The organism is Chryseobacterium sp. BLS98 (assembly GCF_001045445.1).
Lineage (GTDB): Bacteria > Bacteroidota > Bacteroidia > Flavobacteriales > Weeksellaceae > Chryseobacterium.
In genome coordinates this window covers 84610-98106 of record NZ_LFNF01000001.1, presented here as the reverse complement: position 1 = coordinate 98106, position 13497 = coordinate 84610, and the positions used below count along the sequence as shown (strand labels likewise).

General features: G+C 39.9%; 7 protein-coding genes. 5 read left to right on the top strand and 2 right to left on the bottom strand.

Annotated elements, in window-relative coordinates:
* Window positions 1-174 precede the first annotated feature (174 nt).
* Complete coding sequence (locus ACM40_RS00410) at window positions 175-2913, top strand: TonB-dependent receptor plug domain-containing protein (RefSeq protein ID WP_048500908.1); 2739 nt, start codon at window positions 175-177, stop codon at window positions 2911-2913.
* 66 nt (window positions 2914-2979) lie between these two features.
* Here ACM40_RS00410 and ACM40_RS00405 read toward each other — a convergent pair whose 3' ends face one another.
* On the bottom strand, window positions 2980-5247 hold the full coding sequence (locus ACM40_RS00405; RefSeq protein ID WP_048500907.1) for an aconitate hydratase: 2268 nt from the start codon (window positions 5245-5247) through the stop codon (window positions 2980-2982).
* 309 nt (window positions 5248-5556) lie between these two features.
* A complete protein-coding gene (locus ACM40_RS00400) occupies window positions 5557-8337 on the bottom strand; it encodes a bifunctional aconitate hydratase 2/2-methylisocitrate dehydratase (RefSeq protein ID WP_048500906.1) in 2781 nt (926 codons plus the stop codon).
* Window positions 8338-8706: 369 nt separating this feature from the next.
* On the opposite strand from ACM40_RS00400, the gene ACM40_RS00395 reads away from it, so the two are divergent.
* The 4 genes from ACM40_RS00395 to ACM40_RS00380 all read left to right on the top strand — a co-directional run bounded on the left by ACM40_RS00395 (window position 8707) and on the right by ACM40_RS00380 (window position 13451).
* The gene (locus ACM40_RS00395) at window positions 8707-9411 is read left to right on the top strand and encodes a WG repeat-containing protein (RefSeq protein WP_228376111.1); all 705 of its coding nucleotides are present in this window, start codon (window positions 8707-8709) and stop codon (window positions 9409-9411) included.
* A 349-nt stretch (window positions 9412-9760) separates the two neighbouring features.
* On the top strand, window positions 9761-11899 hold the full coding sequence (locus ACM40_RS00390; protein ID WP_048500905.1) for a TonB-dependent receptor: 2139 nt from the start codon (window positions 9761-9763) through the stop codon (window positions 11897-11899).
* 260 nt (window positions 11900-12159) lie between these two features.
* The gene (locus tag ACM40_RS00385; RefSeq protein ID WP_048500904.1) at window positions 12160-12912 is read left to right on the top strand and encodes a hypothetical protein; all 753 of its coding nucleotides are present in this window, start codon (window positions 12160-12162) and stop codon (window positions 12910-12912) included.
* Window positions 12900-13451, top strand: coding sequence for an acyl-CoA thioesterase (locus tag ACM40_RS00380; protein WP_048500903.1), 552 nt, complete (start codon window positions 12900-12902; stop codon window positions 13449-13451). The genes ACM40_RS00385 and ACM40_RS00380 overlap by 13 nt, the downstream gene beginning before the upstream one ends.
* Window positions 13452-13497 lie beyond the last annotated feature (46 nt).

The window sequence follows — 13497 nt, the reverse complement described above, 5'->3', positions numbered from 1 at the left end:
CGTTATTCTGACCTGTTTTCATGCCATACTCACATGCGCATGTGTTGTTGTTTCTAGACTTCTTTAAAAAATAATTCAATCATTCAGGCTTTTAACCGTAACCTTAAATAAAGGTTGCAGGAATTCTATTGCCTGAAATTAACCCACAATCAGTAATCAAAAAATAAAAAACACATGTACAATTTTAACAAAAAAACAATTATAGCATCAGCTACTTTTATTTCAGCATTTTATTTCGGGCAGACGGATTCCGTATCTTCCAAGAAGATCGATGATGTGGTGATCCTTGGGTCCAGAGGGGCAGGAAGGTCACTTACAGAAACTCCGGTTCCGGTAGATATCATCAATATTTCTAAAATTCTGAGACAAAGTCCTGTGAATAACATAAGCCAGGCGCTTAACTACGTAGTGCCTTCATTTTCTTCCACATCGCATACGGTGAATGACGGAACCGATTTTGTGGATCCTGCCCTTCTAAGAGGACTTGGCCCGGACCAGGTGCTGGTATTGCTTAACGGGAAAAGAAGATACCAGTCCTCGCTGATCAATGTTACCCTGACTCCGGGAAGAGGTTCGGTAGGAACGGATCTTAACGCAATTCCGGCTTTTGCTTTAGAGAAAATAGAGGTTCTGAGAGACGGAGCTTCTGCTCAATATGGTTCTGACGCTATTGCAGGAGTCGTGAATTTAGGTTTAAAGAAAAGGCTTGGTCTTTCAGGACAGGTGTTTTTAGGAGGATATGCTTCACCGGTTGCCAATAATTTCTCAGGAGGAGTAGATGGGCAGACGATTTCTGCAGATCTTAACTATGGGGCAAAGATCGGGGAGAAAGGATTTATTAATGTAACAGGTTCCGTACAGTATAGAGATCCTTATTCAAGAGCTGGTGTCCGTCAGGGCGATATTTTTAATGCCTATAATGCTATTAATTACAGGGCATTGCAGAATGGAGTCAATATTGATGGACTGTATAAGAATATTACCAATACTCCTAATACCCAGCAAATTATCAATACGGTTAGGCAGTATGCCTCACAGGTTGGCTATTTTTCACAGGATTTCAAGGATCAGATATCAGGAGCTAACAGTATAGCAGCATTACAAGGTTTGCTGAGAAGAGATTTTACTGATCAGGAGCTTACATACAGGGGTTTGGAAAGAAAGGATTTCAGTTTAAGAGCAGGACAGTCTAAGCTGCAGTCCGCACAGCTATTTTTCAACTCTGAAATTCCGGTGAATGAAGACTGGAAAGTATACTCATTCGGAGGCTACAGTTACCGATTAGGAAATGCAGGAGGATTTTACCGTCTGCCAAACACAGAAAGAAATATCAATGCTGTTACCTCTAATGGGTATCTTCCGCAAATTGAAGCCAGTGTGAATGATTATTCCTTAGCCGGAGGGATCAAAGGAAAATGGAACGGCTGGAATGTGGATCTGAGCAATACTTTCGGAAAGAATGCCTTTAATTTTGGGGTGGTGAATACATTTAATGCCTCCTTGGTCGAGAATTCCCCAAGAACATTTGAAGCAGGAGGCTCAGAATTTTTACAAAATACTCTGAATCTTGATTTCTCAAAAAAATATGATGTACTTCATGGTCTGAACATAGCCTTTGGAGGGGAATACCGTTATGAAAACTATAAAGTAAATGCTGGTAATGAAAACTCCTATGTTTCCTATGATATCTTTGGCCGTGTGGTAACTGCCGCAACACCAGACAATGAAAAGGTAACGGACTTCTTTGGTGTTGTAAGGCCTGCCGGATCACAGGTTTTTCCAGGATTTAGTCCTGATAATGCGGTTTCCGGAAGCAGAAACAGTGTCGCAGCATATGCCGATGTTGAAATTGAACCAACGGATTGGTGGCTGTTGGAAGGAGCGGTACGTTTCGAGAATTATTCAGATTTCGGTTCTACCTTCAATTATAAGCTGGCCACCAATGTGAAGCTGGCTAAAAACTTCAATTTGAGAGGAGCGGTTTCTACAGGATTCAGAGCACCTTCTTTGGCTCAGATTTACTATAGTTCTACGTCTACACTGATTCAGAAGGGGCAAACAACACAGGTAGGAACTTTCAGGAATAATTCCGAAGCAGCCCAGGCATTAGGAATTCCAAAACTGAAGCAGGAAACTTCACAATCTTACAGCACAGGAATTACCTGGAAGATTCCGTCTTTGAGCTTGGTGTTTACAGCAGATGCTTATCTTATAAAGATCAAGGACAGAGTAGTGCTTACGGATTTATTCTACCGTCCGGAAACAGTTAATACTCCTGATGATCAGGTGCTGCAAAGTGCCTTTGACCTTGCAAGAGCCAGTGCTGCCAATTTCTTTGCCAATGCAGTGGATTCACAGACAAAAGGATTAGATATTACGATTTCCCAGAATTCAAGGATCTCAGAAGGGATATCCCTGGAAAATAATCTGGGACTTAATCTTAACCAAACCAGAAGGATCGGGGATATTCATGCTTCACCTAAACTGGTGAGCCAGATTAATAATTATTTTTCCGAACCCAACAGAGTCTACTTTGAAGAAGCTGTACCCCGCATAAAAGCTACACTTGCCAATACCCTGAGGCTTGCCGCGCTTACAGTTTCCCTTAGAAATTCCTATTTCGGAAAAGTGACGGATGCTGATGTGCTGGATGCCAACTTTGACGGAGTTACTGAAAACAGAGAGCATTTTATATTGAATGAACGTTTTGTAACGGACCTTTCCGTAGGTTATGATTTTAATAAAAATATCTCAGCAACAGTAGGAAGTAATAATATCTTCAATATTCTTCCGTCGAAAAGTCCGAATATCAGCTCTTTGACCGCGGATAATCAGTTTGTGTATTCCAGACAGGTTTCCCAGTATGGGATTGGTGGGCGTTTCCTTTTTGCAAGGATAGAGTTTAAATTTTAGAAACAGGCTAAAATAAAAAGCGGCTTCCGAAGGAAGCCGCTTTTCTATGATTAATTATTCTAACAATTAATTCTGTTGTTTTTTAATCAGGTTAAGGGCAGAACCAGCCTTAAACCAATCGATCTGCTGATCGTTGTAAGTATGATTGGCCATAATGATGTCTTTAGTTCCGTCAGCATGAACGAATTCTAAAGTCAGTTGTTTTCCCGGTGCAAACTGGTCAAGATCTAAGAAATTAACGGTGTCATCTTCCTGGATTTTATCATAATCAGCTTCATTAGCGAAAGTGATTCCCAACATTCCTTGTTTTTTAAGGTTGGTTTCGTGGATTCTCGCGAATGATTTTACCAATACTGCTTTTACACCTAAATGTCTTGGTTCCATTGCTGCATGCTCTCTTGAAGAACCTTCACCATAATTCTGGTCTCCAACAACGATGGTAGGAATTCCTGCGGCTTTATAAGCTCTCTGTACAGCCGGAACTTCACCATATTCACCCGTTAATTCATTTTTAACGCGGTTGGTTTCCATGTTGTAGGCATTGACAGCTCCAATCAGCATGTTGTTTGAAATATTGTCAAGATGACCTCTATATTTCAGCCATGGTCCCGCCATAGAAATATGGTCGGTAGTACATTTTCCGAAGGCCTTGATCAGTACCTTAGCGCCTTCAATGTTCTTACCGTCCCATGCAGGGAATTCTTCCAGTAACTGAAGTCTGTCCGAAGTGGGACTTACCTTCACAACAACAGAAGAACCGTCCTCAGATGGTGCCTGGTATCCGTTATCATCAACTGCGAAACCTCTTGCAGGAAGTTCAGAGCCTTTAGGTTCGTCTAATTTTACCTGCTCACCATTTTCGGCAGTTAAAGTATCTGTAATCGGATTGAAATCCAATCTTCCTGAAATTGCTACTGCAGCTACCATTTCCGGAGATGCTACGAATGCGTGTGTATTCGGGTTACCGTCAGCTCTTTTGGCAAAGTTTCTGTTGAAAGAGTGAATGATAGAGTTTTTCTCTCCTTTGTCCGCTCCTTCTCTGTCCCATTGTCCGATACAAGGTCCGCAGGCATTGGTAAAGATTCTGGCATTTTCAAATTTTCTGAAAGAATTTAAGAATCCGTCTCTTTCTGCTGTGAATTTTACCTGTTCTGAACCAGGGTTAATTCCTAAAATTGCTTTTGGCTTCACGCCCTTTGCCACTGCATCTTCAACGATGGAAGCGGCTCTTGATAAATCTTCATAAGAAGAGTTGGTACAAGACCCGATCAATGCCCATTCCACCTCAAGCGGCCATCCGTTGGCTTCAGCTTTAGCTCTGAATTCTGCTACAGGGGTAGCAAGGTCCGGAGTAAAAGGTCCGTTTAAGTGAGGAGTCAGTTCAGAAAGGTTGATTTCTATTAACTGATCAAAATATTGTTCAGGATTTGCATATACTTCAGCATCACCTGTCAGGTGTTCTGCGATTTTATCGGCAGCATCTACTACATCCTGTCTTCCTGTTGCAGCGAGGTATCTTCTCATGGAATCATCGTATCCGAAAGTAGAAGTGGTTGCCCCGATTTCAGCACCCATGTTGCAGATGGTTCCTTTACCTGTTGCTGAAAGAGATTCTGCTCCTTCACCGAAATATTCCACGATACATCCTGTTCCGCCTTTTACGGTAAGGATTCCTGCCACTTTCAGGATGACGTCTTTTGCAGAAGTCCATCCGTTCATTTTACCGGTTAATTTTACCCCGATAAGCTTTGGCATTTTAAGCTCCCATGCCATTCCGGCCATTACATCTACGGCATCAGCACCACCAACACCGATAGCTACCATTCCCAGACCACCTGCGTTTACGGTATGAGAGTCGGTACCAATCATCATACCTCCCGGGAATGCATAGTTCTCCAGTACAACCTGGTGAATGATTCCGGCTCCTGGTTTCCAGAAACCGATTCCATATTTATCACAAACAGAACTCAGAAAGTTGAATACTTCCGAGTTTTTGTTGATACCTTCCTGTAAATCTGCTTCAGCACCTACTCTTGCCTGGATCAGGTGATCGGCGTGAGCGGTGGACGGAACAGCTACTTTAGCTTTTCCTGCCTGCATGAACTGTAAAAGCGCCATTTGCGCAGTAGCATCCTGCATGGCCACTCTGTCCGGTGCGAAATCTACGTAAGAGTTTCCTCTCTCATGTGCCTGTGTAGCATTTCCTTCCCACAGGTGAGTGTAAAGGATTTTTTCTGAAAGTGTAAGCGGTTTTCCCACGACTTGTCTTGCCGCAGCAATTCTTTCCGGGTAACGCTCGTACACTTTTTTGATCATATCAATATCAAAAGTCATATCTTAATTTAATTTTTCTTCTTTTAAATATACTTTCCTCTTTTTCCGGAAAAATAGACCTTTACATTTCATCAAATTCTGTTCCTTCAATCTATTAAAGGGATTGTTCTGAACAATGGTCAGGATATTTTCCGTCTATCAAGTTAAGAAAAAATTGGAATTTGTTTTATTTCTTTTATCTTAAATAATTCTTAACCAGCCTTAAATGGAAAGATTCTAAACAAAAATTGAAAGATTTTAAATTCCGCAGGACTAAAATCTTTCAATTATATAATTTAAAATAGTCCGAGGACTTATCTTTAAGCTCTGTTAATGACCAACCTGAACCAATTCTTTAATAGGAGGAGCAAATTTAGTAAGGTCAATGCCTTCAACCGCAGCTTTGTATTCATCTATATTAGGAATTCTTCCAATAATGGCAGATAGTACAACAACAGGAGTTGAAGCCAGTAAAGATTCTCCTTTTTTACGTTCGGAATCTTCAACAACTCTTCCCTGGAAAAGACGGGTTGAGGTAGCCAGTACAGTGTCTCCTTTTGCCGCTTTTTCCTGGTTACCCATACAAAGGTTGCAGCCGGGGCGCTCCAGGTACATCATGTTTTTGTATTCAACACGCGCTTCACCTTTAGGAGCATTATCGTCAAATTCGAAACCTGAATATTTTTCTAAAAATTCCCAGTCTCCTTCAGCTTTTAACTCATCAATGATATTATAAGTTGGAGCCGCTACTACAAGAGGAGCGTTGAATTCAACTTTACCTTGTTGTTTTTCAATGTTTTTAAGCATCTGGGAAACAATCTTTAAATCTCCTTTGTGAACCATACAAGATCCGACAAATCCAAGATCTACTTTTTTCTCACCTGCATAATAAGAAAGGTCTCTGATGGTATCATGGGTATATCTTTTGGAAACGTCTTCGTTGTTTACATCCGGGTCAGCAATCATCGGTTCAACGATGGCATCAAGATCAACGACTACTTCTGCATAATATTTCGCGTTTGAATCCGGAGTTAAAGCCGGCTTTTCACCAGACCTGATCTCTGCAATTCTCTTATTAGCTTTATCGATTAATCCCTGAAGAACCTGATTGTGGTTATCCATACCTTTATCAATCATGATCTGGATTCTGCTTTTGGCAATTTCCAAAGATTCAATTAATGTATTGTCTTCAGAAATATTGATAGAAGCTTTAGCCTTCATTTCTGCCGTCCAGTCTGTAAAGGTAAATGCCTGGTCAGCCGGAAGTGTTCCAATGTGAACCTCAATGATTCTTCCCTGGAATACGTTTTCTCCTCCGAACTGCTTAAGCATCTGAGCCTGTGTAGCATGAACAACATCACGGAAATCCATGTGTTCTTTCATATTCCCTTTGAAGGTTACTTTTACAGATTCAGGAATAGGCATAGATGCTTCACCTGTAGCCAATGCCAGGGCAACGGTTCCGGAGTCAGCTCCAAAAGCAACTCCTTTTGACATTCTTGTATGGGAGTCACCGCCAATGATGATGGCCCACTCGTCTATAGTGATATCATTAAGAACTTTGTGAATTACGTCGGTCATAGCATGATATTCACCTTTCGGGTCACGGGCTGTAATCAAGCCGAACTCATTCATGAATTTCATCAGCTTAGGAATGTTTGCCTGTGCTTTTTTATCCCATACTGAAGCGGTGTGACATCCTGATTGGTATGCGCCGTCAACGATCGGAGAAATTACGGTTGCAGCCATAGATTCAAGTTCCTGAGCAGTCATCAGTCCTGTTGTATCCTGAGATCCAACAATATTTACCTGTACACGAACGTCTGAACCGGCATGTAGAACTTTTCCAGGTGTTGTTCCAACAGCATTTTTGTTGAATATTTTTTCCACAGCTGTAAGTCCCTGACCTTCGTGGGAAATTTCTTTTGAAGGGGCAAAAACAGCAGGAGTTTCAATTCCTAAAAGTTTTGCTGCAAATGTCTGCAGTTTTTTACCAAATACAATGGCATAAGATCCGCCGGCTTTGATGAATTCCATTTTCTGAGGAGTGAATGCCTTTGAAATATCAATCAGCTCCTGGTCGCCGTTATATAGTTTTTTTGTTTTTGTATTAATGGTTAGAACGGTTCCGGTAGCTACAGAATATGCTTCTTCAAGAACGATATCGCCATTTTCATTACGAAGAGGATTGCCGTTTTCGTCAAGCTTTTTAACCCAGTTTTTAAGGTCAATACCAATACCTCCGGTTACGTCTACTGTAGTAAGGAAAATCGGAGAGATACCGTTGGTTCCTCCAACGATCGGAGCAATGTTTACAAACGGAATATACGGGCTTGCCTGCTTTCCTGTCCAAAGAGCCACGTTGTTTACTCCTGACATTCTGGATGAACCTACTCCCATTGTACCTTTCTCTGCAATCAGCATTACACTTTTGTCAGGATGCTGTGCCTGAAGCGCTTTGATTTCTTCCTGTGCCTGAGGCGTGATCATACATTTACCATGAAGCTCACGGTCTGATCTTGAGTGGGCCTGGTTACCCGGGGAAAGTAAATCTGTTGAGATGTCTCCTTCCCCTGCAATGAATGTAACTACTTTAATTTCTTCTGCAATATCCGGCAGTTTAGTGAAAAATTCTGCTTTTGCGTAGCTTTCAATAATATCTTTTGCGATTTCGTTACCGCTGTTGAATACTTCTTTCAGACGGTTGGTATCGGCTTCGTAAAGGAAAACCTGAGTTTTAAGGACATTAGCCGCTTCTTTGGCAATTGAGATATCGTTACCTAAAGCCAGATCTAGCAATACTCTGATAGAAGGACCTCCTTTCATGTGAGACAATAGTTCAAAGGCATATGCCGGTGATATTTCTTCTACTTTGGATTCACCAAGAATGATCTCTTTTAAAAATTCAGCTTTTACGCCTGCAGCGCTTGTAGTTCCGGGTAGTGTGTTGTAAATGAAAAATTTAAGAGAGTCCGGTCGGTCTGCATTACCAGAGTCTTTAATCTGCGTAATAATTTCGCTTAATAATTCAGCACTGTCAATTGGCTTTGGATGAAGCCCCTGGTTTTTTCTTTCTTCAATCTCTTTGATGTAATCCTTATAAATACTCATAATAATAGAAATCTTTCAATTTAAAATGTAGATTAATAAAATGTTTTGTTAGCACTGTGTCTTTATCAGCCTGTTACAATACGATAATGCTATTTTCGAAAGCAATTAAGAGGAGTAAAGTCAGTATAATCTACCCCTTTTTTTGTTAGTGTGAGATAATATTCGTTAATTATCAAACAATTAAAAAGGTTCCCAAAAGTACGAAAATTTAGTATTTTATAAGATGAAATTATTTAGATTCTTTATAAATATGAATTTGATAATTTCTATTTTTGGCCGTAATTTTGCAGGCAAATGATGAATATGAAAAATGTACTGAATTTTTTAGGTGTATTTATTTCGTTTTTCGTTTTTTCACAGACGAAATCTATGAAGAAACTACCTATAAAAAATGTGACGAAAACTACTGTAAAAAAGGCATCTCCCGAAGTTAAGCCTAATCCGGATCTTGTGGTGATCCATCAGGAACTTCCGGTGCTGATTCCCAAAAAGGAAGATGGGAAATTCGGATATGTCAATCAGAACGGAAAATTTATTATCAAGCCTGAATATCATATTGCTGTCTTTTTTTATGAAGACTGTAATCTTTTGAATTCTCCCAACGAGAAAGTAAGAAAATTCGGGACAGATGAATATGCTACTGTAGAAAAAGATATGATTTCTTACCGGATCAATAAGGCTGGAAAAAGAGTTTATCAGTTCAAAGATTCAGACCTTGGGAAGTGTAAGTCTGATAATTATAAGCAGCAGCTTTACCAGGCTTATGTCCTGAACGGGTTTTATGGGATTATTGAAAAATCCAGATTTGTAAATGCGGCAGATTACAGGGATTATCAGATTTATCCGCAATATCAGTATTTATATATTATGGAGGGTGATGATGTGGCAAATCCAATGATTGTAGCTTCTCATAATGACAGATTCGGGGTCATTGATGTCAACAACAAAGTGATCGTTCCTTTTGAGTATTCCAATATAAAAAGAAACTTTACCTGGAAACTGGGAAGAATGTTTGAAGTAACAAAAGACGGAAAGAACTACTATTATATTGATGCAAGAAATAAGACTTATTAAAGGCTGTAGGCTATAAGCAGTAAGCTTAAAACTTAATGGAGAGGTTTTTAAAACTGCTTATTTATATTTAATTGTTATAAAAATATCTAACACCCCACAACTAAGTACCCCGAAACCTAAAATCCCCATGTCACATTTTTTTCGTAATTTTGCGGCTGAAATAAAGGGGTGCTTTAACAGGCTGAGATTATACCCAATGAACCTGGAACGGATAATGCTGTTTAGGGAAATTAAAAATGAGCAATAGGTAATGAGAGATGAGTAATTCTCAAAATATTACTTATTACCATTTACTGATAACTCATCATAATCTGCCCCTTTTATTCATTAAATTTTAAAGATTTATAGAATGAAAGGATTATTTTTTTTAGGGCTTACCGTAGGCGCTACAGCCTTCATCCAGGCCCAAAACAAGGATTCTCTGAAAATCAGGGAAATTGAAGCGGTCAATTTTACCAAAAGATTGCCCGTTGCCAAGGAAATTATCAATGTACAGAAAGATGTGGACAGCAGGAATCTGGGACAGGACCTTCCGATACTTTTGAAAAATCAAACGTCAATTATTTCTACGTCTGATGCCGGAAACGGTGTTGGATATACAGGATTCAGGATCCGTGGAGTGGAAGGGAAAGGGATCAATGTGATGATGAATGGTGTTCCATATAACGATTCTGAAAGTCAGGGGACTTTTTTTGTAAATGTTCCGGATCTTACGAGTTCTGCCTCCCAGATCGTAATTCAAAGAGGAGTTGGTACATCTAATAATGGGGTTTCTGCGTTCGGGGCAAGTATTAATGTAATCTCCAAAGAGCCGGAAGAGAAAATGTACTTTAAGACGGACGACAGCTACGGTTCATTTAATACCTATAAATATTCAGCGGAAGCAGGTTCCGGAAAGTTCTGGAAAGACAGGCTTTCGGTGATGGGAAGGTATACCCGTATTCATTCCGACGGATATATCGACCGGGCTTCCTCAAAACTGGATTCTTATAACTTCACTGCATTATTTGAAGAAGGTAAAACAAGACTTCGTCTGATGGCTTTTGGGGGAAGAGAAAAAACATACCAGGCATGGAATGGGATCGACAGACCAACCTGGGAAACCAATCCGAAATTCAACTATTCAGGACAATATACAGATTTGGTTACCGGAGAAGAGAAGTTTTATGATAATGAGACGGATAATTACCGGCAGAATCATTACCAGCTTTTATGGGAACAGAGATTCAGTGATAACTGGAACCTGGAAACAACCCTTCATTACACAAAAGGAAAAGGCTATTACGAAAACTATACAAGAGTGGATGAAACCGATGCGGATGCTACCCATTACTCCAATTATAATCTGCCGATTCAGATTGTAAACGGATCTCCTGTAGATATAACCGATTTTATCAGGAAAAAATGGTTGAATAATGATTTTTACGGTGCAGTTTCCACCCTTTACGGAAAACTGGAACAGGTTGATCTTAATTTCGGTGTCGTGGCCAACCAGTATTACGGAAGACATTTTGGAAATGTTACTGGAGTGTATTTTCCCCAGATCAACGAATATGAATACTACAGAAACCGCTCTGTAAAAACTGAGCTTGCAGGTTTTGCAAAAGCTTTGTGGCGAACCGGGGATCATTTCGAATTTTTCGGGGATCTCCAGATCAGAAATATTGACTATGATACTAAGATCCTGACTGCAGGAGACGGAGAAGGCGGAAATCTTGATAAAAACTGGCTTTTCTTTAATCCAAAGGCAGGGGTGAATTATAAAATCGGAAATGGTAAGGTTTTCCTTTCGTATGCCCACGCCCACCGTGAGCCGAACAGGGACGACCTCATGAGTGATAATGAGGTAAAAGCTGAAAAGCTTCATGACTTTGAAGCCGGAATAGAAAAACAGTTCGGAATTTTTGCAGTAACCGCTAATGTATATTATATGTACTATGTTAATCAGCTGGTATTAAATGGGGAGCTGAATAATGTAGGGGCATTTATCCGGACAAACTCTGGAAAAAGCTACAGAAGAGGGATTGAAATCGGAGCGTTGGCAAAACTTTCAAAACAATGGGAATTGAATGGGAATGTCAGCCTAAGCCAGAACAGAAATCTTGATTTTAAGGTTAAAAATAACGGAGCCCTTCAGAATCTGGGTGATACCGATATTTCATTCTCTCCGAATGTCATTGCCAATCTGGGGCTGAAGTTTAATCCTTCCAAAAGTTTCCTGTTTGCTTTAACGAATCAGTATGTTGGGAAACAGTATCTGAATAACACAGGTGATAAGAATCTCCAACTGAAGGATTACTTCCTGACGGATTTCAATGCCCAGTATCAGTTTACCATTGCCCATAATGATATCGCTTTAAAATTACTGGTGAATAACCTCTTTAATAAAAAGTATGTCAACAACGGAGCGGTTTACGGTGGAGATCCATATTATTTTTCACAGGCGGGAACTAATTTCATGTTTGGGATCAGCTGGAAAATCCAATAAATGCTAAGATGGCAAAAAGACTAAAAAGTGAAAAGGCAAATTTGCTAAAAGGTAGAAGAATAAATTCATTAGCTTAATTTACTTTCTCAGCTTTCTTTGCTTATGCAGTTTGGCTATTTAGTCTTTTCGCCTTTTCGCCAAAGTTTAAATAATACTATTCCTGTTTTAGTGTGGAATAATCAAAAGACTGTTCCGGCAGTCTTTTTTATATCCGATAAATGTCTCCAAAAGTCACGAAAAAATTATAAATTTGCTGCCAAATGAATATTTCAGCTTACATTTTAGAATATCTGAAACAATTTGGAACTGTGACGGTTCCGGGCTTCGGTGTGTTTTCGCTTAAAAATTCCAAAGCAATTATCAATTCCGAGAACGGAAGCATCCTTCCGCCTGCAAGTGAAATTGTTTTTGCTGTGGATTATGAAATACAGTCTGATGATCTGGCAGCTTTTATAGCAGGAGAAAAGCAGATGTCTTTAGAGGCTTCCAGAAGCGATCTGAAAATTCAGACCGATTTTTGGAAAAAGAAGCTTCAGGCAGATCAGTTTCTGGAAATTCAGAATCTTGGGACAGTTCATATTGAAGATGATAAAACCCATTTTAAAGGGAAAAGAATAGAGTCAGGACATCCGGATTTCTATGGGCTTGAAGAGATCAGGCTCTCGGATATCAATAACGGTGAAAAGGTTAGCGCTACAGAAAGCAGGGAGAAAGATTATAAGTTAAAAAAATCTGTTCTTTGGATTTTCCTTCTCGTTATTCCTGTTTTGGGAATTCTGTATCTGGCGTTTACCCAAAAAGAGCTTTTATTCGGAAAGAAATCTTTTGATAATGTTTCTGTGCAGACTTCAACACACCGAATTGTAAAAGACACCATAAAAGTAATGGTTCACAACCCGGAAGAAGCTGTTTCCGATTCCCTGAAAAAAGATTCCCTGTCAAAACCGGCCGCAAAAGACATTAAATCCGCTCCGGCAGTTCAAAACAACACTAAGACTCAATGGCAAAAGTAAAAAAAGCGTCAGAATCCCTGACCATTATGACTAATATTGTTCTTCCGAACGAAACCAACTCATTAAGAAACCTTTTCGGAGGTGAACTTCTGGCAAAAATGGACCGTTGTGCTTCCATTTCTGCGGCCAGACACTGTGAAAGAAGAGTAGTAACAGCATCTGTAAATCACGTTTCTTTCAATCATCCGATCCCTGAAGGTGGAGTGGTAGTTCTGGAGTCCAAAGTTTCAAGAGCATTTTCTACATCAATGGAAGTATATGTAGATGTATGGCTGGATGATCCCATCAACCAGAAAAAAGTTCATACCAACGAAGGAATTTATACTTTCGTGGCGGTAGACGAATTCAACCGTCCTATTCCGATCCCGGATATGATCCCGGAAACAGAGGAAGAAAAGCTGAGACATGCTGCTGCTTTCAGAAGAAAAGAGCTGTCACTGATCCTTTCGGGAAGAATGAAGCCTCTTGAATCGGTAGAACTTAAAAAATTATTCCAGGAGCCGGAGGAGACAAAGGAATCCAAGAAAGACAAAAAATAAATCGATTCGCCTTTGCTAAACGTTAGTGCCTTTGTGATCCTAAAAA

What these genes read in the sequence shown, in the direction of transcription:
- ACM40_RS00410 (WP_048500908.1), top strand. Translation starts at nt 175, where the DNA reads ATGTACAATTTTAACAAAAAAACAATTATAGCATCAGCTACTTTTATT.
- ACM40_RS00405 (WP_048500907.1), bottom strand. Translation starts at nt 5,247, where the DNA reads ATGACTTTTGATATTGATATGATCAAAAAAGTGTACGAGCGTTACCCG.
- ACM40_RS00400 (WP_048500906.1), bottom strand. Translation starts at nt 8,337, where the DNA reads ATGAGTATTTATAAGGATTACATCAAAGAGATTGAAGAAAGAAAAAAC.
- ACM40_RS00395 (WP_228376111.1), top strand. Translation starts at nt 8,707, where the DNA reads ATGAAGAAACTACCTATAAAAAATGTGACGAAAACTACTGTAAAAAAG.
- ACM40_RS00390 (WP_048500905.1), top strand. Translation starts at nt 9,761, where the DNA reads ATGAAAGGATTATTTTTTTTAGGGCTTACCGTAGGCGCTACAGCCTTC.
- ACM40_RS00385 (WP_048500904.1), top strand. Translation starts at nt 12,160, where the DNA reads ATGAATATTTCAGCTTACATTTTAGAATATCTGAAACAATTTGGAACT.
- ACM40_RS00380 (WP_048500903.1), top strand. Translation starts at nt 12,900, where the DNA reads ATGGCAAAAGTAAAAAAAGCGTCAGAATCCCTGACCATTATGACTAAT.